This window comes from Flagellimonas eckloniae, from assembly GCF_001413955.1.
Classification (GTDB): Bacteria; Bacteroidota; Bacteroidia; order Flavobacteriales; family Flavobacteriaceae; genus Flagellimonas; species Flagellimonas eckloniae.
In genome coordinates this window covers 2,940,306-2,964,296 of the sequence record NZ_LCTZ01000002.1, presented here as the reverse complement: position 1 = coordinate 2,964,296, position 23,991 = coordinate 2,940,306, and the positions used below count along the sequence as shown (strand labels likewise).

10 protein-coding genes and 1 tRNA gene are annotated in these 23,991 nt (G+C 38.9%); 3 read left to right on the top strand and 8 right to left on the bottom strand.

Going from position 1 to position 23,991, the window contains the following annotated elements; translation table 11 throughout:
* The 3 genes from AAY42_RS12705 to rpiB are packed head-to-tail and all read right to left on the bottom strand — an operon-like array spanning position 1 to position 1,802.
* On the bottom strand, positions 1-441 hold the full coding sequence (locus tag AAY42_RS12705; protein WP_055395784.1) for a GNAT family N-acetyltransferase: 441 nt from the start codon (positions 439-441) through the stop codon (positions 1-3).
* Positions 441-1,355 (bottom strand): cation diffusion facilitator family transporter, encoded by a 915-nt coding sequence (locus AAY42_RS12700; protein ID WP_055395782.1) that lies wholly within the window; start codon positions 1,353-1,355, stop codon positions 441-443. The genes AAY42_RS12705 and AAY42_RS12700 overlap by 1 nt, the downstream gene beginning before the upstream one ends.
* 15 nt (positions 1,356-1,370) lie before the next feature.
* Positions 1,371-1,802, bottom strand: coding sequence for a ribose 5-phosphate isomerase B (gene rpiB, locus AAY42_RS12695; RefSeq protein ID WP_055395780.1), 432 nt, complete (start codon positions 1,800-1,802; stop codon positions 1,371-1,373).
* Between the two features lie 586 nt (positions 1,803-2,388).
* Here rpiB and rnr point away from each other — a divergent pair.
* The 3 genes from rnr to AAY42_RS12680 are packed head-to-tail and all read left to right on the top strand — an operon-like array spanning position 2,389 to position 5,968.
* Positions 2,389-4,572: a ribonuclease R gene (rnr, locus tag AAY42_RS12690; protein WP_055395778.1), complete on the top strand. Its 2,184-nt coding sequence runs from the start codon at positions 2,389-2,391 to the stop codon at positions 4,570-4,572.
* A 51-nt stretch (positions 4,573-4,623) separates the two neighbouring features.
* On the top strand, positions 4,624-5,304 hold the full coding sequence (locus AAY42_RS12685) for a head GIN domain-containing protein (RefSeq protein WP_055395776.1): 681 nt from the start codon (positions 4,624-4,626) through the stop codon (positions 5,302-5,304).
* A 4-nt stretch (positions 5,305-5,308) separates the two neighbouring features.
* Complete coding sequence (locus AAY42_RS12680; protein ID WP_055395774.1) at positions 5,309-5,968, top strand: LysE family translocator; 660 nt, start codon at positions 5,309-5,311, stop codon at positions 5,966-5,968.
* Positions 5,969-5,997: 29 nt separating this feature from the next.
* Here AAY42_RS12680 and AAY42_RS12675 read toward each other — a convergent pair.
* From AAY42_RS12675 to AAY42_RS12655, 5 genes are all read right to left on the bottom strand, one after another.
* A tRNA-Cys gene (locus AAY42_RS12675) sits at positions 5,998-6,068 on the bottom strand.
* A 46-nt stretch (positions 6,069-6,114) separates the two neighbouring features.
* Complete coding sequence (gene folB, locus AAY42_RS12670) at positions 6,115-6,477, bottom strand: dihydroneopterin aldolase (RefSeq protein WP_055395772.1); 363 nt, start codon at positions 6,475-6,477, stop codon at positions 6,115-6,117.
* A gap of 41 nt (positions 6,478-6,518) precedes the next feature.
* On the bottom strand, positions 6,519-7,469 hold the full coding sequence (locus AAY42_RS12665) for a PorP/SprF family type IX secretion system membrane protein (protein ID WP_055397924.1): 951 nt from the start codon (positions 7,467-7,469) through the stop codon (positions 6,519-6,521).
* A 19-nt stretch (positions 7,470-7,488) separates the two neighbouring features.
* Complete coding sequence (locus tag AAY42_RS18370) at positions 7,489-21,921, bottom strand: T9SS type B sorting domain-containing protein (protein ID WP_055395770.1); 14,433 nt, start codon at positions 21,919-21,921, stop codon at positions 7,489-7,491.
* Between the two features lies 1 nt (position 21,922).
* Positions 21,923-23,986, bottom strand: coding sequence for a PorP/SprF family type IX secretion system membrane protein (locus AAY42_RS12655; RefSeq protein ID WP_055395768.1), 2,064 nt, complete (start codon positions 23,984-23,986; stop codon positions 21,923-21,925).
* Positions 23,987-23,991 lie beyond the last annotated feature (5 nt).

The window sequence follows — 23,991 nt, the reverse complement described above, 5'->3', positions numbered from 1 at the left end:
TTATTCCTTGACCATACGAATGTGTGGAATGCCATCCTCTAAATATTCCTCTCCAATAGAGGAAAAGCCCAAAGCGACATAAAATTTTATAAGGTATATCTGTGCAGAAAGTTCTATTGGAGTTGCTGGGAAGCTCTTGCCTATTTCTTTGAGGGATGCGGTCATAATTTCTTTTCCATAACCATATTTTCGTTCATTTTTCTCCACCACTACCCTACCTATACTGGCATTATCAAAATAATCGCCGGGCTTGAAAATTCTTGTATATGCAACCACATTGTTGTTTTTAACACCTAAAACATGTATTGCTTTCTGATCTTTATTATCCAAATCCTGGTACACGCAGTCCTGTTCTACCACAAATACCTCACTCCGTAATCTCAGTATTTGGTAAAGCTCCAAATTGGATAATTCTTCAAATGTTTTTACCATTACATCCATCAATCCTGTACAATTACGTTTTTTGAGTCACATTTATCAAATTCTGGCTGAATGTTCACATGGTTAATTCCATGTTTATGATAGACATGTTCCTCTATTTGTTCCAATATTGCGTCAAACTCAGAAAGTTTGATATCCTCTTTGAAATCAATATGTGCCTCTAAATGTATTTCCTCTTCATTTAATTGCCAGATATGTACGTGGTGTACATTTTTAACTGGTTCAATTGTACATATGGATTCCACTATTTCTTTCACGACTATAGATTTTGGGGTGAACAACATCAACACTTTTGTGGATTCCTTCAATAAATCATATCCCATATAAATCAGATATACCCCAATGGCCATTGTCAACAGCGCATCTACCCAGTACAGCTGAAAAAACTTCATTAAAAGCCCACCTATAAGGACTGCAACAGACGCCATCATATCGGTCAATAAATGTAGATATGCGGATTTCATGTTCATGTTTTCTTCGGAATTCTTTTTCAATAAAAGCACGCTAAAACCATTTGCCGCTATACCTATTAAAGATAACCAGATTACTAGATTAGACTCTATTTCTTGTGGTTCAAGCAATCTTTCCACAGCTTCAATCATAAGAATAACCGCAACAACAACCAAGGTGGCCGCATTTACAAACGCAGCCATAATTTCCGCTCTTTTATATCCAAATGTTTTATGGCTGGACGCCTTCCTTTTTCCAAGAAGGGTAGCTATATAACTTATTATTAAGGAAAGTACATCGCTAAAATTATGAAGCGCATCTGATAATAGGGCAAGGCTTCCAGAGATGATTCCACCTATTACTTGAGAAATCGTAATGGCAATATTAAGAAGAATTGATATTAAAAGGTTTCTCCCTTTTAAATCGTCATGTGTATGTGAGTGACCATGGTGGTGATGCCCCATGTAGTTTAATTTATGCTATCTGCAAGCTATTTTTTCAACTCTTCTTTCGTGGCGACCCCCTTCAAATTCAGTGTTCAAAAAAGTTTCCACCATTTCCAAAGCTTGTTGCAGCGCAATAAATCTAGCAGGAAGACTTAAAACATTGGCATCATTATGCTCTCTTGCCAAAGCAGTAATTTCCTTCGTCCAACAAAGAGCTCCCCTAACCTTTTGATGTTTGTTTATGGTCATACTTGCTCCGTTTCCACTACCGCAAATAACAATGCCAAGGTCAACTGTTCCTTCTTCAACATCTTTTGCAACAGGATGTGCAAAATCTGGATAGTCAACACTATCAGTGCCATCAGTTCCGTAATTTATAACCTCAATGCCTTTGGACTTTAATAAGCCAATAATTGCTAACTTATAATCGGTTCCTGCATGGTCGTTACCTATAGCTATTTTCATAGTTTATGATTTAATGGGGGTACTATACAAAGGTACAATTCTTTTAATGGGTGTTTGTTGACAAATAGTACTAAATCTATCCATTTTACTATATATCAAGCATTTGTGATATATGCTGTTTTGTTTATTGTTTTCCTAAAAATAAATTTTGATTTTATTTAAAATAATTTCATTAATCATTATTATCCAATTACGAGCTTGTATTCTGTCAAAAATTAATCAACAGTTTAAAAACAAAATATGTGTTTAGTTAACATTAAAAATACTTTTAATTTTCAATAATTTCATGTTGAAAACACTTATCAAATATCGTTCATAAAAATTATAACTATTTGATTTCTATATTTTTTAAAAAATGAAAGGTTGTGAACAAACTATTTTATCTGTTCAGAGCAACTTTTCTTTAAATAATTTATGCCACATTTCAACATACAATCATAATCACCATTTTTATAAATTTTAAATAAAAGAAAATTAGTATTGTTAATGATTGTTCATAAAATAACTTCATGTTAAGGATTAGTTTTCTCTTCTTTCCATTGTCTAGGATTATAATTTGTACTTTTCAAAAAATTATATTTTATAAATGTCAAAGAAAAAGAAAAGGACAAGAAGTCAACGCAAGAATGAGATAACAAAAGGCATTTTTACAGTACTGGAAAAAGAACCATCTAAAAGTTTCAATTACAAACAAATAAGTTCAAAACTTGGAATTACGGATACTCAAGATCGTAATGAACTCATAAAACGTTTGGGCCAACTAAAAGCGAGCGATAGAATAATTGAGGAAGGCCGGGGAAAGTATAAAAAGAAACCATCCTTACATACGTATTTTACTGGAAAAGTAGATTTAACCTCAAGTGGAAACGCCTATATTTTAGTGGATGAACTTGATGATGACATATTCGTTCCAAATAACCGATTGAATAGGGCATTTCACGGCGATACAGTTGAAGTTTTTCTAAAACCAAGAAGAAAAGGTAAGAAATCCGAAGGTGAGATATCTAAAGTTTTGGAACGTAAGAAAACGGCTTATGTAGGTATTGTTGACAAGCAAAAAACCTTTGCTTTTGTACGGCCATCTGATTCGAGAATGTACACAGATATTTTCATTCCGATGGATAAGCTTAAAAAAGCTGAAGATGGGGATAAGGTTTTGGTAGACTTAGGTGATTGGCCAAAAGATGCAGATTCACCTTATGGAGAGGTATCACAAGTACTTGGAAAACCTGGAGAGCATAATACTGAAATACATTCCATATTAGCAGAATATGGGTTGCCTTATGAATTTCCATATGAGGTGGAGCAATTTGCCCAAACTTTGGATACTTCGATAAAAGAGTCTGAGATTGCGAAAAGGAGAGATATGCGCGATGTACTCACTTTTACAATTGATCCTAAGGATGCAAAAGATTTTGATGATGCACTTTCCTTTCAAAAATTAGAAAATGGAAATTTTGAAATTGGAATTCATATTGCAGATGTATCACACTATTTACAACCAAATACTATATTGGAAGAAGAAGCTTATGAAAGAGCAACCTCGGTTTACTTGGTTGATCGGGTTGTACCTATGCTTCCAGAGGTTTTATCAAACAATGCCTGTTCATTAAGACCAAATGAGGAAAAATATACGTTTTCAGCCATTTTTGAGATGGATACCGGAGCCAATATCATTGATCAATGGTTTGGTAGAACAGCTATAAATTCAAATGAGCGTTTTGCCTACGAAGAAGCACAACATATTATTGAAACGAAACAAGCGGAGATTCCTGAAGATATTTCAATTAGAGAAACGGGTTATACAGTTTCAAAAGAGGTAGTTGAGGCAACATTGACTTTGGATAAGCTTGCTAAAATTATGCGTGAAAAACGCATGGATGATGGAGCTATTTCTTTTGATAAAATCGAAGTTAGATTCAACCTTACTGAAAATAATGAACCTGAAAGCGTTTATTTTAAGGAAGCAAAGGATGCCAATAAACTTATTGAAGAGTTTATGTTGCTAGCAAATAAAAAGGTAGCAGAATTTATTGGTAAACAAAAAAAGACCTTTGTTTACCGTGTTCATGATGAGCCAGATGAAGAAAAAATAATGGCTTTAAATGGAGTTATTTCTAGGTTCGGACATAGTATTAATGTAAGGGACAAAAAGAGTTTGAACAGTTCTTTGAACAAACTTTTGCAAGATGTAAAAGGAAAGAAAGAACAGAACTTGGTAGACACGCTTACCATTCGTAGTATGAGCAAGGCCACATATACAACTGAAAATATTGGTCATTATGGTTTGGGTTTTGAATATTATACCCATTTTACCTCACCCATTAGAAGATATCCAGATGTAATGGTACACAGGCTGTTACAGCATTATTTGGATGGAGGAAAACAGGTAAAGGAACCCGTGTATGAGGAAAAATGCAAACATTCTTCAAATATGGAAATATTAGCGTCAAGTGCAGAGCGTGATTCTATTAAGTATATGCAGATAAAATTCATGGAAGACCATAAAGAATCTGAGTTTTTAGGGGTGATTTCAGGAGTTACGGAATGGGGTATTTACGTTGAGATTGTTGAAAATAAATGTGAGGGAATGGTTAGGATCCGTGATATAAAAGACGATTATTATGTATTTGATGATAGACAGTTTGCCATTATTGGTGAACGTTCAAAAAGAATGTATCAATTAGGTGATGAAGTTTATGTAATGGTAAAGAATACTGATTTGGTAAAACGACATTTAGACTTTTCGTTGATTGGTAAAAAAGAATAATACTTTTTTGGAATAAAGTTTGTTATCATATTGACAATCAATTTGTAAACAATGAGAACAATTAAACTTTTTTTAATATTTCTCTCATTCCAGGGTTTATTTTCCCAGGAAGAAAATATTACACATCAACTTGAAGGGTTTACAGAATTAAAGGGGTTTGATGGACTTTCCATCAATCTTATCAAATCAGATGTGAACAAGGCGGTCATAACTGGGGCGAACACAAAGAAAGTTGCGGTTGTAAATAACTCTGGTGTGTTAAAGTTCCGAATGGAAATTGATAAAATTTTCAGTGGTTATCGAACATTCATAGACCTATACCATACAGAAGAAATTAAGGTAATAGATGTTAATGAAGATGCTAGAATAGTATCAGAAGAACCAATTATACAAGATGTTTTAGAGCTAAAAGCACAAGAAGGTGGAGAGTTGACATTAACATGCCAAACGGAGCAATTACTTGTAAAATCTGTAACGGGTGGGGAAATAATTACAAAAGGATTTTCAGATAATCAAGATGTAATTATAAACACAGGTGGTATCTATGATGGTAAAGAGTTTAAAACCAAATTCACAACGGTTTCAGTAAATGCTGGTGGAAATGCGGAAATTTATGCTACAGATTATGTAAAGGCAAATGTAAAAGCGGGAGGTGAAGTTTTGGTATATGGCAACCCACAAAAAATGGATGAAAAGGCCGTTTTTGGTGGAAAAGTAAAACGTATGGAATAAAACAATGATAGATGATATTCAAGCGGCCATTCCTTTAGGGTTCCTATTGAGTTTTATGATAGGTCCAGTCTTTTTTGTGCTATTGGAAACAAGTGCAATAAAAGGTTTTAGGGCAGGAGTGGTTTTTGATATTGGGGTTATTATTGCGGATATTGTCTTTTTGGTAATAGCATATTTCAGTAGTTTTCAATTGCTAGAAAACCTGAGCAACCAACCTGGACTTTTTGTTTTTGGGGGAATGATTTTGCTTATTTATGGTATTGTGATTTTTGTAAAAAAGGAATCTAAAAAAGCAAATGTAAAAGCATCAACGGGCACATATCTAAATCTTGCTATTAAAGGTTTTTTATTGAATTTCATCAATATTGGGGTATTGGCTTTTTGGCTGGGTCTAATTGTAATTGTGGGACCAAGCTTAAATAATAATCCAGATAGAATAGTTGTTTTTTTTAGCACCGTTATTATGGTTTACTTTTTAACAGATCTGTTAAAAATTATCCTGGCAAAACAATTAAAAAGGTATTTGACACAAGAACGAATTGTGTTGATAAAAAAGGGATTGGGAGTTGTTATTATAGTTTGTGGAATTGTAATGATAACCAAAGGTTTTTTACCAAAGGAAAAGTTCAATATTAAGGACGGGATTGAACGTATAAGTGAATAAAAAACCCAGCAATTTGCTGGGTTTTGAAGAGGCATCGAGCGGATTCGAACCGCTGTACAAGCTTTTGCAGAGCTGTGCCTAGCCACTCGGCCACGATGCCATTTTAGTGGTGCAAATGTACTACTTTTTTTAGCTTGCCCAAACCCTTATTTATCTCTTGTGTCTTGCAAAATAACGGCTACACTTTCAACATCACCACCTATTGGAGGGTTAATTTTTGCAACTTTTATTTCTGCTTCTGATACAGGGGCAATTTCAAAGAAAATCCGATTTAGAATCCGCTTGGCAACATGTTCCAAAAGATTGGAACGAACAGCCATTTCTTCTTTTACGATATTATTTAGATGAACATAATCCACAGTATCGCCAAGTTTGTCGGATTCTGCTGGAATCGATAAATCCGCATGAACTTCTAGGTCAACCCTATAATCACTGCCAATTAACATTTCTTCTTTAAGGCAACCGTGATTGGAATGTACCCTTATATTGTTTACTTGAATTTTCCCCACTACAGATAATTATGTGGGCAAAAATAGGTCAAATGGATAAATTAATACATGCACCGACAATTGCTAATACCCTGAAAGAGGTCCATTCCTATTGTAAGAACATGAGTTCCAGAACTATATCCTAGAATTTCATTGGTAATTACCTGATAAGAATATCCAAAATAAAAATTACTCTTTTTAAGACCTGCAATGGGCGCTATGTAAAGCGGTTTTCCTACTTGGTCATTTAAAAAACGATAGGTAAGACCAACATAATAATAATCCTCAAAATTATGAAAACGGAATTTTGCATTTAAATCGGTAACAGAACGGCCATCACTTTCAAACCACTGGAAAAATACAGAGGGTTCTATTTCCAATTTACTGTTTTTGCTTTTAGATATACTATAACCCGCATAGGCATAATAATTTCTCAACGTATTTGGCTCAAAAACAGGATTAAATTGAGTTAAATCCTTGTTTAAAATATTAGAAGCATTTAACGTGATATAGAATTTATTGTATCGATATAAAAAACCTAAATCAAAATTGTGGTTAGTTGTGGATTTGTCATCTGTTGGAAGCTGACCATTGTTATCTGTGAAATTTTCAACATCAATTCTGAACTGATTAAAATTGTATGAAATACCAAAAGAGAGAAAAACATCATCATACCTATTTAGTGTAAGATGATGCGCAAAAGAAATTCGCGCACCCCTTTGTTTGGTTTCTCCATTGCTGTCATTGTACATGAGCATTCCAACACCGGATCTATTTCCTATTCTGGCATCGGCCGCCACGGTTTGGGTATCTGGTGCATCCTCAATACCTACCCATTGTGTAAGTCCGTTCAAACGAACTTTTATATGATCCCCAATACCAGCATAGGTTGGAGACATTAAAAAAGGATTGTCCGCTATATACTGGGATAGCTGTGGAATGGTTAATTCCTGAGCTCCAACACCCACGGTTAGCGCAAATATGATAAATGAGGAATATAGTTTTTTTAACATCATGTTGTAGGTTAAGCTATCATTGTCTATATAAGGTGAAATGTCCAACAAACTCACGGTCATCGTTCTCACCCTGTAGTTTTATGATGTACCAATAATCACCGGTTGGCAGCTCACTATTGTTGTAAATACCGTTCCAACCAATATCACCGTATCTCATGCGATAGAGCTCTCTACCATAACGATCAAAAATGATCATTAGTACGTTAGGGAAGGCCTCTAAATTGTCTGGCAACCAGGTATCGTTTAGACCATCTCCATCAGGAGTGAAGAAGTTGGGAGTTTCAATATCTATGAATTCCATAAAGATTTCCAAAGTAACTTCACAACCGTTCTGATCAATAACGGTTACTGGGTAGGTATCAGTTCTATTTATGATAAAAGTATTGTCCGTTCCATTGTCAATATCACCAAAATAGAAAGTATAATCTTCTAGACCACCTGTAGCGGTAGCTGTAATTTCATTGATATTACTGTTTTCCAAAACCAACTCAAGAGGTTCAAATCCAGTAATGCTGAAATCTATGGTGTTGATACATCCATTGGAATGCGCTATTGTGAGGTAATGATCTCCTGCAGCCATGTTTGTAAAATCTGCGTTTAACTGCATATCAACAGGGTCGGTTGAATCTATTGCATATAGAACATTTGTTGAAACAGAGGGATCATCAAATACAATTTCCAATGAGTTGTCTGGAACTATTCCAGAACACACATATATTGGAGTAACCGTAGCTGCTAGATTTACACCAGGATTTATCTCAACAATAAGATTGGTATCACAACCTTGGGCATCTCTAACAAATACAACATGGGTTCCTGCTGGTAGGTTCTGGAACAATACTTGATCTGGAACAAAGTCTGTATCCAAGTTAGAGTTAAGACTTGATGAATAAGGGGCAGTACCGCCAACAATATCAAGCTCAAAAGAACCATCTTCACTATTGAAACACACCTCATGCATAATATTTATAGCCTGAATTTGAAGCGGCTCCGGTTGCAAAATCTCAAACTGGAATGTTTCAAAACAACCGTTTCTATCCTGGGCAATGACATCATATATTCCAGGAGAAAGGTCTTCAAAGGTATTTACGCTGTCAAACTGATTCAGGTTTGGTGTAATGGCGTAAAGAATCTCCCCAGTTCCACCAGAAACCTCAACAGTAATTGTACCATCGTCCAACCCTGCACAGGTTACATCTGTAGATTCTTGTCTATCTATTTGTAATGGAATAGGATCCACAATAGTAATTTCGGTACTTGTGGCCTCACAATCCATACTGGTAACATGTACGTAGTAGCTTCCGGCAATAAGTGCATTGAATTCTCCTGTAGTTTGAGGTCCGGCTACGGAATTGGTCAATCCTGCATCCGTAAATAACTCGTACGAATAGTTTCCTAGGCCTCCAAAAGCATTTGCGATTATAGTGGCAGAAGCTTCTCCGGTACAATTGATAAGAGCTGCACTATCATCAATTATTACATCTAACGGAACTATTGGGTCAACAGTTACCTGGTTGGATATCATGGCATCACAACCAAAGGCATCGCGAACATAATACTGGTAAGGACCTGCTGGCACAGTGAATGTATGGATTGTTCCCCCGGTCATTGCGGTATATGAGCCAGGGCTTCCATCTACACTAAATTCATATGGACCAGTTCCTCCTGTGGCGGAAAGCTCTATTTGAGCTTGAGCGGTACAGGTAAGCTGTGTTAACTGAATTAGATTGGCCATTACCTCTACCGGTTCGGAAATGGTAACCTGAGTTGTTTCCATACCACAGCTCCATCCATCAGAAACGGTAACACTATAGACTCCTGCGCCAAGATTATTGAAAACAGGACTAGATTGTGCACCGGAACTAAATGTAATTGTGGTACCGGTTGGGTCGTATATGTTCAATACATATTGATAAACTCCTTCTCCATTCAAGACATTTATTGCTGTTACGGTTGCATTTGTATCTCCATAACAAACAAGGTTTGTTGGAGTTGCATCAATATCAGCAGTAATTGGAGTAGGCTCAACCAATGTAATGGGCTCGTTGATAATACATCCATTGTCATCTGTAATCTGGACATCAAAAAGTCCTGCAGAAAGATTGGAGAATACAAAACTCACCACATCAGTTACATTGTACACTTGGGTAGTTGTAGTGTTGGTCAATTGTATGTCATATGGTGCAAACCCACCAGTAGGCGACACTTCAATTTCCCCTAAATCGTTGGTACAGGTAACATTGGCAACTTCAACAGGTGTTGCTGTTAATGCCATGTCCGGTGATACAATGGTTATGGTATTCGAATCTTCAATACACAATGGATTTGAAGTTTCGATTACTCTTACAAAATAGTTTCCGCCACCAAGTCCAGAGATTGTCAATGGATTAGTACTAGTGTTTCCACTTCCAGTTAATCCAGCGGTAGTTCCATCAGCATTGAACACTTCATAATCATATGTTCCGGTATATCCAGTTACATTAATTTCCAGCGCGCCGTTGGTATCACCAAAACAGATAGCAGGAGCTGTTGGTGTTGCAACAACTTCGATGAGATCATAAGGCATAATCTCATATGGAGCGGTATCAAGATAACAACCGGTAGTATTATCTGTAATTCTGAAGGTATAACTTCCAGGTTCAGTCAGATTAAAGGTTGTTGTAACATTAGAAAGCGTAGGTATTTCGGTTCCTAATGGGTTTCCAACAGGCAACAACTCGTAAGTATAGGTGTTTGCCAGGTTTCCATTATCAGTAACGGTAATCAACACTTCTTCTGGGCCTGCACAACTTATTCCTCCATTGTTCAGGGTTACGTTTGCAGTAAACACATTGATAGGTTCAATAGGTGCTACTGTTGCTGTTTCTGAACAGGAATTGGCATCAGTTATATAAACGGTTATATTCTGAACCGCACCATTATCAATTACATCAAAAGTATTGGACGTCTGGAAATTTGTATTATCAATACTATACAAGTAAGGGCCTGTTCCTCCTGAAGCGCTTGCAGTAATAGTTGATGTGTTAACCGTATTGCTTGCGTTGCACGCGAATGGTGTTGCAGTAGCTGAAACAATAAGAGCAGTAGGTTCCGTAACGGTTTCATCATGGAAATCCTCACAAGCTCTTGCGGAAATTACACGAACTCGATAACCACCTTGAGGAAGGTTATCAAATGTTGCACTGGTTTGTGCAAATCTGTAGGGTGTAACAAGGTCTGAAGCCTCATAAAGTTCATAAGTATAAACAGGATTAACTGCTGAAGCCGGATCCAATTCCACCGTTAGACTTCCGTCCGAACCACCATTACAACTTACAGGAACCATGATTACGTTGGTAATGTCAGGATCAACAGCACCATCTAAGTCTTGCGTGATGTTTACCATACATGAGGTAGCTGTACCATTGTCAGTTACAGTAAAGGAATATGTTCCTGGATCAGTCAATGAAGTAAAGATTCCCGTTGCGTTATTCTGTGTGGTTACTCCGTCAGGAAAAAGCACATCATAAGATAGGTTAGACGAACCACCATTTACAGTGATTGTAATTTGTCCACCAGGGTTACCAGAGCAATCAATAGGTTTAACAACTGTGGCAGTTGCAACCATTTCATCCAGTAAGACTACGGGCCCAACCCTTTCGTCACAAGACCACTGATCAGCAATCAAAACTTCATAAGAACCAGCACCCAATCCTGAGAATACAGGATTTGTTTGTGGAGACCCTATGTTGCTTCCGTTTCGGATAAGTTGGTAGGTGTAGTTTGAACCTTGACCCCCTATAGTTCCAGTCACTTCAATTTCTCCCTGAAGTGCGGTACAATTATCTTGGTTGATTTGAAGTGTTGCTGTAATAGCTGTTGGATCAACCAAGGTCTCATTGGGCAACTGGAATTCACACCCATTTTGGTCTGCCACCCAAACTTGATAATCAGTTCCAGGGCTAGCGCCTCCCGCTAAACCAGTAAACAAAGGAGAAGCTTGGTAGCTTCTTGGTGCAAGGCTTGAAGCTAAATCTACAAAGTAGGTATAGCCGCCCCATCCACCAGCAGGATTAATAATTTCTATACTACCATCATTAACACAAGTAACGGGTGTAACTTGGGTGGACGCGGATATTCCAACGCTGGGTCCGGCTATATTGAAAGATTGTGCGTAGGTACACGCTGAACCTGGAGGATTGGTATCTTCCACTTCAACATAGTATGTTCCTGCAGCTAGCCCTGTAATGGTAAAACTACCATCAGCATCTGTTCCAGTTGAGGTTACATCATCCAATAAATTGGTAGGCGTTCCATTTACATCATAATAAAGTGTGTAATTGGTTGCGCTTGCATAGGTAGTGCTCGTTGCATCTTGTAAATCCAATTCTACTGTTCCATTGGTGTCACCAAAACAGGTGATGTCCGTGGTATTGACTACTATTAAATCCAGTACTTCTGGATCAGCAACGTCATGGGAAATTGCTATGATACATCCGGTAACAGTATTTCTTACCTCAAAATTGTTTATTCCAATGGGCAATCCTGTAAAGCTGCCTGAAGCCTGAAAACCTCCACTTGGCAACAACCTAAACTCATAGTTGGCAGGTGTTGTTAAAGAAGTTGTAAGGGAGCCTATTGCTGTAATGGTAATGTCTTCACCTGAAACGCATGTTGCTGCAACATCGATTACTGCACTAGCACTTAGCAACTCATCAAAAGGATTTATTGTTGCTGTTGTAGTGCCAACACAACCATTGTCGTCATAAACATTGATGGTATAAACTCCTCCAGCAATATCAGTTTCTATAAAGGTCTGATTTGGCCCGGACTGAACGATAGCAGGCGCTTCGACAGGTACTGTATTGGGGTCATCCTCTTCAATAAACTCATAGATAACATAGGTGCCGCTTCCACCGGAAATAGGACCAATTGGCAATGCTGTTGAGGCATCATTAATGGTTATTGAAGCGTTGTTCACGTTGTTTCCAACGGCACAACCGAATTCAACCACAGTTGCATCAATATTTGTAATCCCATCAGGCTGTGTTATCACTTGTGTTTGTGTTGTTGTACACTGGCCATCAGCCGCAGTTACTTCTACGGTATAGGTTATTCCTACTGCAGTTCCCTCCAATCCTGTGAAAGTTGAAGTCGTGTTATTATTACTTGTTGGAAGTATTGGAAAAGTTGCCGTGCTTCCAGGGCCAGAGATTATTTCAAAAGAATAGGGGCCTGTGCCAAGATCAACGGCAGCAACCGAGATCGTTCCATTGTCATCACCGTTACAGGTAACATCAGTAAATGAGGTAACACTAAATGATGGAGTCACGGCTGCAGGAACATCAACAATTATTGAACCTAAACAATTAGGAACTGATGTTGAAGTATCATAAACTGTAACCGTGTAAGAACCAGCTAGGCTAGCATCAGACCAGGTTAGGGAAGTTCCTCCCATTGCAGTTCTTGTTTGGTCAACGGCACCAGGGCCATCTATTTCGTAATCGTAAGTGCCCGAACCAGCAGTCACATCGATAGTAATTTCCGCATTGTCGTTGGGCGCTGTTTCACAATCCAACAAAGTTGTAAGGGTAGCATTAAATTGCAACGGAGGCTGAATATTGAAAGTATCCGTGTCTGGACATCCAGTAACATCGCGAACGGCGATACTTTGGTTAAGCCCCGAACTTAATCCGGTAACAGTATATTGATTACTTCCGTTAAATGTAATGTTTTGGTAAGCACCTCCATTAACTCTTATTTGATAGGGAGCAATTCCTGGCGCACTTGAACTTAGGGTAACCAAGACTTCAAACGTCCCTTCGGCAACACATTGATCAACTACAGCTATAGCAATTTCAGGCCTTGCGTCCAAACCAACGGTAATATCAAAATCTATAATACAGCCGTAGGCATCCCTTACGTAAACGGTGTAGTCATCATTGGCAAGCCCACTGAAGAATCCGGTCGTATTTACGCCAATCCATGTAGCTGCTGTTGGAGGAGTTGCCGTCTGTAGTTCCAATTGATATTCATATGGTCCTGTGCCAAATTGGGCAATTGCAGTAATGGTCCCGGTATCCGCACCACAATCTATATCATTGGTTGCTGTAGCGGTTACACTTAATGCATTCACGGATTCACGAATAGTGAATTCTCCTCCTAATACGGAGCAACCATTAAATGGCCCGCCTACTTCAGTAAGCAAGAGATAATATTCCCCAGGGGCCAGTGTTGCAAAATCGGTTATTGCAATAGCTCCAGTTGGAGGGTTTACAGAGGTTGTGCCAGAATGCCCGGTAGTTAAATTGGATTGGGAATTAAAGATTTCATAAGTTACATCAGTTGCACCAGCATCATAATTGTCAAACGTAAAGGAGATGTTTCCATCGGCCGAACCAGTACAGGTCACGTTGGCAACTTCGTCCAATGTAGCCGTCATGTTAGATGGTGTGTTTATTGGGGCCGCTGCAGTTTCAAAATAATAACAATTCGTAGTTATATCAAAAACAACAAATGTAAAAGATATTCCAGGTGTTAGTCCGGTAAAGGTTGCAACGCTGCCCCCAGGAGTATCAGGAGACACATAGCTAGAAGAATATGGCGGGGTAAAGGTTTCTAATATAGCAAATTCATAGTTTCCGCTTCCAACAGAGGCTCCTACGGTCACGATAGCGGTACCACCTGTAGTACAGTCAGAAGTCAAAGTACTCACATCTATATCCAAATCATTTGGAGGAGAAGCAATGACCTCTGTGCTAAATGCAGAACATCCGTTGGCATCAACCACATCGACTTGATAAATACCAAAAGTTAGAATTGTAAAAGTATGGTCTCTTGCACCTGAAGTCGTGGTATAGGTTTGAGGTGAAATTCCATTGTTGGCCGTTAGATAATAGGTGTATTCTGCAGTACCCCCAGTTATGCCGCTAACCGCAATTGAACCTGGGCTAGTTGTCATTCCAGAAGTGTCACAGGTTATAGGAACACTTGTTACAGTGTAATTCATTACGTTTGGCTCGGTGATACTAACCGAAGTAGGCGCAGAAACACACCCCTTGTCGTCAGTAATTGTAACCTCGTAGTCTCCGGCTGGTAAACCTGAGGTTTGTGTACCGTAATTTGTTGGGCCATTGATTTCAACCACCTCAATAGTGTAGGGAGCAAGCCCAACCGAAGTATCAATCACTACATCCAACGAACCATTACTGTCCCCGTTACAAATAACGTGTGTTGGGGTTACCGAAGTAATTATTGGGGTTGCAACGGGTGTAACAATAATTACATTGGTAACAACGGTACAAGCTGTTGGAGCTGTGGTATCCGTCACCCTAAATTGATATGTTCCAGCCGTGGTTGTTGAAAATTGGGAACCGGTAAAATTGGTGTTGAAGTAATTCGTTCCCCCATCGTTAGACCATTCATACGAGTAGCTTCCGGAACCGCCACCTGCTGTAATGGTTACCGAAGCATCTACCAAACAGGTAAGATCGTTAGTCAATGCAGCACTTGCTGTGAGCTGGGGGTTAATGGTAATATTTTGCTGGATTCCAGTACAACCAAAACCATCAAGTACATCTATGGTATAGGTGCCAGGTGTTAGATTGTCAAATATGTGTCGTGTCGTGCTGGTATTTGGTATTGTCCATGGCCCACCATCTATACTGAACTGATAATCTCCATTACCTGCTGTAACATCAACTTGAATTGTTCCATCATTGTTTCCGCTGTAACACGCAGTTGGCGCTGAGGTAAAAGTTACATCAATATAATCAGCAATGGTAATGGCCGTATCAATGGGGTCCTCACAGAGATTGGTGTCCCTGGCGCGAACAATATAATCTCCAACAGCCAATCCAGTAAAAACGGTGTTGTTTCCATTGGTTGCATAATCGAAACCAGTGATAATACCACCAACTCCATCTTCCAATTGATACTCATAAGCAGGGGTTCCTCCGGTCGCAGAGGCGGTAATGGTTGCGCCTCCGTTAGTACAGGTCAATACGCTAGTAAGTGAAGCAGAAGCCACTACGGCATTTGGTTCCGTTAGTGTTTGGCTAAAGGATGTTGTACACGTATTTCCAAAGTTGTCTGTTGTCCTTACATCTATATCGTAATCCCCTGCAGATAATCCGGTTAGGTTTATTGGACTTGTAGTTTGTAGGGCGGAGTATCCACCTCCATTTACTTGATATTCGAAATTAACATCAAAATTTTCTACTTCAAAAGTTATGGAACCATCGGTTCCAGTGTTACATGAAATATCGGAGAAAGCAGTTACGGCTGCATCAAATGCATTTCCATCTTCTATGTTGACATCCACAGTTAATGAGCCCGCACAAACTTCAGGTATCTGAATAGCCTGAATATTATCTATAGCAACATCATTACCATTTGTTCCAGTTGCAATGGTCCTAATAACAATGTCAATAGTTGTATTAGCTCCTGGGTTAAGAGCTGGAATTGTTAGGTTTTGCCAATCGTTTGGGCCTGTATTTTCAGGAATTAGACCAGTGGTTCCAGAAGCGATTATTACTCCAGATGGATCTACAAGCTCTACGAGTATATTAGGCTCTATAAGATTACGGCCTTGATCAACTAAGTTAAATACGGCTAGTGAAAACTCAACATCCCTATTGGGGATTACTTCAATATCTTCCTTAAAATAGACAATTGTATTTACCCCGGGATCACCTACGTTTACTGCTAAATACCTTCCATTTGGTGTTAATGAAGCATCATTCGGGCTTGTCCATGCACCAAAGGGACTCACAATATTGCTTGTAACCGAGTATTCCAAATCATTTATACGGGAGTTACCGCTGTTGGTGGTTCGTCCATCTAGAGGACTACAAGGTGTAGTACTTCCGTTTTGGGGATCATAACAATAATAATCACCATCAATTTGAGGAATTGAGGTGTTTGGCCCAGTACCAAAATCCTCCAATAACAAGACGCTAGGTGTTGGGGCTATATTGCTTGTGTAATTAACTGTAATTGTATGTGAGCCAGTTGCTATATCTGAGAAAATATTGGATGTTGCTGGAGTATTTGGGGTTCCATCAAGTTCATAGGTGTAGTCAAAATCAGCACTATCTGGCGTAATGGTAACAACTCCTTCGCCATCACATTCATACGCAACAGCCGTTACGATTCCTGGGGGCGTTGGTTCGGGATCAATGGTAACCGTCATTGGGAATGTACAGTTGTTTGCGTCCCTTAGGTATACGGTATGTGTTCCTGGAAGCAAGAACCCGATTGGATTTGTTGAGTAGTTTGTACCACCATCAAAACTATATTCATAGGGAGCTGTTCCCCCAATTGCATTTGTAACCCGTACTTCGGCCCCAAGACCTGGATTACACTCTGCCAATTGGGTAACTGCAGCGGATGCAGACAAGGTCAACGGTTCGGTAATCGTATAAATATCCGTTACGTCACAGTTGTTGGCATCACGCACTCTAATATTATAACTACCTGCAAGCTGATTCACAAAAGTATTCGATGGTTGATAGTTGGCACCATTATCTATACTGAATTGGTAAGGCGCTTCGCCTCCAGTTGCCGTTATTGTTATAGTTGCTTGAGCCTCACCACTACATTGGATTCCTGAATCGGACACAGAAATTGATAAGGCTGTGTCTTGAACAATTGTAATATCATAGGAAGCTTCGCAATAGCCTGCATTTCCACTGTTGTCCCTTACATATACATCGTAGTCTCCATCTGATGATACGGTTATAGGGTTTGTTGTGGCAAAATCTCCTGATACTGGAGTTACGCCATCTGAAACAATGGCATACACATAGTTTCCATCGCCACCTGCTGCAGTTATGTCTACATCAGTGGTAGTTGCACAAGCAGTAATGTTTGGAGCCGAGGCCACAACACTTAATTCTGGGTTTATTGTTATGGACTCAGAGTCTGTACAATTTTTACCGTCTCTTACATCAATAGTATAGGTTCCTGATGTCAATCCTGTGAAAACATTGTTTGTTCCAAAAGCACCACCATTAAGGCTGTACTCAAAATTTCCATCTCCTCCTGAAGTCACATTAGCTGTTAGGGTTAAACCAACGGCATCATCAAAACAGGTATTATTTGGCACGATTGCCAATACAGGGGCGATTGCCGGGTCTAAATCGAATGTTGTTGTAACAATACAGCCATTGACATCAGTTACTGAGGCCGTATATGTTCCAGTTTGGGTAAGTGTATTAAAAGTTCCAGTGCTATTTGTTCCAAAAGTTGAGGCGTCTGGATTGGTAAGCGTAAATGTATTTCCACCCCATCCTCCAGTAGAGGTCAGTGTTACGCTTCCATCAACAATACACGTTGGTTGAGTTTCGGCGGCGCCTATTGTTAGGGCTGCGGCTGGAGCATTCACGGTTACATCTGTTGTTGCAGTACAATAGGTAAGATTATCCGTTACAACTATAGTATAGGTTCCATCATCCAATCCTGTTAAGGGAATTGTACCATTTGTTTCGTTGGTGCCTGAAAAGTTTGATGGACCAGTTACGGAGTAATTGAAATCAGTATTAAAATCAGCAACGGTGAAAGTAACTTCACCATCCGTATCGGTTAAACAGCTAATATTGCTTACTAACTGTCCTGTAACATTAATTTCGCTTACAGGGTTTATTGTGAAAGATTCACTGTAAACACAGCCTTTGTCATCGGTAACTTGAAAAGTGTAGGTTCCGGGAGCAAGTCCATCAAAATCTGCAGAGGCTCCAGTTATGGAGGTCGCGGCAATAGGTAAAGGTGCAGTAATCTCAAAAACGAATGGGGTATTTCCATCCACCACGGTTACGGTTACATCTGAAGTCAACGAAGGACAATTAGGTGTAGTGGCAACGAAAGTTAAATCTGAAGGTGGATTTAATGGGTCTAACGTAATCGAATTTGTGGCAAAAGTACAGTTGTTCGCATCTCGAATGGTTATTGTATATGTGCCATTGGTAAGGTTTGAAAAAGTTTCTGCGCCTACAGCACTTGAAAAGTTGATACCATCTATACTATATTCGTAGGGTGCGGTACCGCCGGCAACATTTTGAGCTTCTATAATTCCATCTTGCAAACAAGTATAATCTTGAATCAACACTGCGTCTCCGCTAATACCACTTGCTTGCCCACCTATGGTAAAAGTTTCTGTAAAATCACAGGAAACAGAACCTTGGGTTTGGGTAATGGCCAAAGAATAATTGCCTTGTGGCAATCCTGTAAATGAACCTGAAGTATTTGCTGCAGTTGAAGCGTCAGGATATGTTAATGTGTATGATAATGTATATCCATTAGAATTGGTTACATTGACAGCAAATGTGCCATCGGCTATGCCAAAACAAGTTTCATCCGTTAAAGACGTAGTATATTCAACTGAGGGGGCAACAACAATTGACACACTATTTGAAACAAAAGAGCAGTTGTTTCCATCAACCACAATAAATTCATAATCCCCTTCTTCACCATTGGTAAAAGTGAAATCGTTCACTACTTGGTAGGCACCACCTGGAATATCACCCACATCCGTGTAAAGATCTACTCCATTATAGCTCCAAATTGCATAGGTGTAATCTGGGTTTGGAAAACCTCCAGAGCCAGTTACAGTGACAATACCATCTGTACAATCAATGTTTTTGGTCGTTAAGGCGGTTACAGCTAAATCCGTAACGTCATTGATGGTAACTTGTTCTGAGTAAGTACATCCATCATCTGTTGAAATGGAAACATCATAAACACCATCATTTAAATTTTCAAAAGTGTAATTATTATCATTAGAGGGCCCAAAAGTGTCTACAATTGTTCCTCCTTGAGAGATTTCATAATAATATTGAGCCTCTACATTGAGGATGGATATTTCAATTTCTCCCAAACCATTACAGTCTGTATCCTTTGTTTCAACATCAACTTGAAAGTCCCTATCCAATATACCAATGTTGTCCAGTACAAAAACACAACCATCAACTACACCTTGCTGTCTCATTTCAACAGTATAAGCGCCGTTACTGGTAATGGTAAAACTTGGATTAGAATTATAGGCAACTAATTCGTTTCCAGTAGTTTGGTCAATCAAACGATATTCATAATCCAAGGGCATGTTGGTAACTGTAATATTACCATCAGAACTACAGATAAGGTCCCTAGAAGTATATTGTGGGTCTAGCGGATTCTTGAAAATATTGAAATAGAACCGACTAAAACATCCGTTTTGATAGTTTATTACAAGACGGTATTGCCCAGCATCAGAAGCAAGAAAATCACTTCCGCCACCAACATTATTCCAAGTACAAGAGTTGTTTGTGTTTGCACAATCGGCAGTTGCTGCTGCACAACTGGTTTCATCCAATTGTTCCCATTCAATACTATCTGCATCAGGGATGTTTATCTGCACAAGCTCTGTGTCGTTTAATCCACATAAAAAGATTTGTGGGAGTTCACTACCATCATTGGGACAAACAACAATCTCACCATCAACCGTATTTGTTGTGTCATTTATTAACGCCGTAATGGGATTGGATTGCGTGGCACCAAACAATTCAACAATGATTATCTCTGCAAAATCCTTACATGGATCCGCAACTTGTTTGTCAACCATATAGGTGGCTGCTTCATCCACTAAAAATGTGCTTGGGTCTCCATCCGGATCACCATCGGTCAGAATAGTATCGGCACCATCAATTTCTTGATTGCCGTTTTCATCTCTATACCAAACGTAGTTATCAAAATTATCACCTGCATCTAATGTAACGTCAGCTCCACAAAGAAGAACGGTTCTAGTATAATTACAACCCGTTAAGTCATCTAAGAGAAAGTTTGTTGCACCTGGAGTGGTAAACCCACAATCATCAAAATCTGATACACTGGGGTCATCACTGATTTGGTTGTCATTTATTACACCCTCATAGGTAGAGTAAGCAAGGTTCTCAATGATATCGGTACAGGCATCAACAAAATCAAAGCAATTTTCCGCAACTTGTACCCTCATCCGAATTTCGGAAATGGGATCTCCTTCTTCAACATAGCTATCTGGAATGGAGAATATAACCTCTCTTGTTGTACTATTGTACGTATATGTTACATCATTCGTGGGGTCACCATCACCAACACCGGGAAGTGTCAAAGTGGTTTCATCCAAGGTTACATTAATTGGAAGAATGTCCCGTATCGTATAATTGGTTGCGTCGTCATTTCCTGTGTTCACAAAGGAGAGCACATAATCTAATTGTTGTCCCAAATTAACGCCTAGTCCGGTAATATCGTTACCTCCAATATCCTCCACTTTTTTCTCTAGGACAATGTCAGGTTCTATTATTTCTATGCCAAAAGTGACTAAAAATGAGGCGAACCAATCACCATCTGTTCCCAATCTCAACGTGGCACTGGTATCATCATTATCGATAATACTATTGCTTGGGTTGTTAAGATCAAATACGTCGGAATCAAAACCAATTGCGTTGGTACTGTTTATGTTTCGTGAGGTTACATTGGCACCATCATCTGTAATTGTTGAATTAAAGAAGTTGTCATCAGGGTTCGCGGCGTTTGTTATATCTGTAAAGGACGCGCTGCTATTTGAAACAATACCAAAAGTGTCACCATCCAATGAAGTTTCCCCTTCTAGCGTACTTACACCAATTCTGGCATTTACAGGACCGGTTGGAATTGTATTAAAGCCTGAAACTGTAATATCTGCGCTTTGATTTCCAGATTGCGTTGTAATTCCCTCATATCCATCAAAAACTGATATGTATTTACCTGTAAGGGTTGGGTTTTCATAAATGACGACCAAGGTCCATCCGGCGCAACCATATGATGTTGCTCCTCTTGTTCCCCTAACATTTCCAACAAAATAATCCCCATTGGGGTCTGCAAGTCCTTGAAGAATGTTCGTTACATTTTTATAGCAAACATAAGGATCATTGGGAAGGGTGTTATATCCATTTACAATAATATCATCTTCTTCACCAACAGGGTCGGCCGCGGTGTCCGCTTGAAGGTCTATATATGTGGTACTTCCTGGAATTCTTAGTTTTACTTGGGTTACATCGTAATGATTGGAATCATCTGTATAACCACTTTCATATCTGCTACGGTGGTCCCCGTCGCGTTCCACGTCATAGTTTCCCGCCCAGTATAGTCCTGCCCAGTAGATTTGGGAGCAAGCGGGGACGGAAAGTGTGGAGCTACTTGAATTAAAGGTTGAGGGGTCAGAGTCAATATCCACATATTCCACATGAAGACTATTGTTACTTCCGTTTCCGTTATATGGAGTGTTGACATCATGTCCGTCAGAAACGCTGTTCATCACACTATTGGACAAGAAAGTATAGTCTCCCTTTATATTAAGATATGTGTTTCCACCATCATCAAGTCGAGGTGAAAACGGCACTTCTTGTGCGTGACCATAAAGGCCAAGAAACCATATGCCTAATAGGCATAGAATTGTTTTAAGAAAGTTGCGGGTCATTTTAACTGTTGGTATTTGGTTTTACTCGCATGATCCACATTTGATCATCATACGAGGCGTTTAGTTTGGAATAGTATGAGGTTAGGGCATTGCCCCAGGTTTCGTGTTTTTTGAGGTACACATACCTGTAATTGTTCTCTGGATTAATAAAATAACTTGCATTTAATCCTTTTGCATTTAATTCTTTTACGAAACGATTTGCATTCTTTGCATTTTCAAAGACGTTTGCTATAATGTAGAAACCAGAGCCCAAACCATTAATTTTATGGGTGGAATACGAAACTTGGGAAGGATTGTTTTTGCTTTCAGCAATATTTTTGCTCAAGGCGGTATTGCCATATTTTGATTTGGCTGTTTTTTTCACCGCAACAAAACTGTTATAGGAATCAACTCCATTAACATTCATTACCCAAGCATCTCCTTGATAATTTCCGTTTAATTTGGAATGGTACGCGTCAATGGCATCGCTTTTGTTTTGATATCCTTTTAAATAGACGTAATTGAGTCCGTTCTTAGGGTTTTCAAAATAACCTGCGTCAATACCTTGCGCCTGCAATTGTTGTACAAAATCATCTACATTTTTAGTGTTTTTAAAAACATTTGCAATCAAATAATGACCACTTTCAATATTTGGAATATTAAATGATTTGAAACGACCAACTGTTTTTCTAGAATATCGTTTTGTTTTATCGCTTTTTACAACTCTATTATTTGAGGCAACGGTACGGTCATTTGTTTTGTTTTTCAAACGAATAACCTTTTTGGAGGCCGTTGTATTGGAAAGGCCATGATTTGCCAATGGTTGAATTGGTTTTTTGGTTAGCACATCGGCGCTATCCATATTAGCGAAATAAACTTCTTTGGCCTTTTCTTCAAGTTCTGGTTTTTCGCCTCTTGTTTCCCGTCTGACCATTTTCATTACAGTTTCAAACCGTCTTTCTAAATCCCGTTCTCTTGCATTTTCAATGGAATCTTGTCGTAATAACAGTTCGTCCAATATGGCATCGTTTTCTGCCAATTTTGTCTCCAGTTCTGCAATTTTTAGGTCTTTTTCTGAAAGCGTTAGGTTTTCTTGAGGGGTCTCATCAGCCTCTGCGAGGTCCTCATTCTCCTGCTCTAACATAACTCTATCTTCAGTTAGGTTGGGAGTAAACGAGTATGCCAAGGAAATCTCATGGCTAACCCCAAAGTTTTCAAAGCTGCTTGACAACCCTTTTTCAACAGTATATCCTACAGAAAGATTTTTGTTGAGGTTAAACCCTAGACCGGCTGAAGCACCATAAAAATCATCATATCCTGCTTGGACCCAGCCTAGTTTTGGCAAATCTAAAAGGAGGTTTCCCCCTAGAGTAAGACTTTCCTCTCCAGTCTTTCTTACGCGGGCCAAAGGCATTAGCCTGGCTTGTTCCAACAATCCAGCACCATTTTTAAACTGATGGGTATATTGTAGGTGTCCAGAGTACGTTTTTTCATTGAATTCGGTAACGGACTCACTGGTTTTTAGATTATAATCAAACAGATTTTCAGCAAAAGCACCAAAATCAAAATTGCCATAGGAAATATTAAACCCAGGTTGAAACGTTATTAAAGAGCTACTTTCCAACCCGTTTAAAAGCGGATCATTGTCTAAAGCGTTTGCTCTATTTTGATTGAATGCACTTTGATAGTATGAGAAATTTGCACCAAATGTGAAATTGCTTTTGGAACTAAGTTTTATGCCATACGCATAGTTTGTATGAATACCAAAATTGTTAAAAAGCCCTTCTCTATTTGTAAATAGACTTGCACCTACACCGCTACGGTCCCCTATTCTACCACTATAACTCAAGAAATAAACCTGATTGTTATCATTAAAAGATACCGATTGGTTTCTATGAAATAGGTTTATGTATGATTTATCCTCCCTAACCGTTGAAAAAGTTGGGTTTATTAAGAACCTATTGAATTTCAAAAGGTTCTGGGAAGGAACATCATATACTACAAATGCATTATCTTCCTGGCTTCGTAACCCAGAAAAGGCAAGCATAAAAAAGAGTAGTAAGAATAGAGGTTTGTTCGTGTGCATGCTTT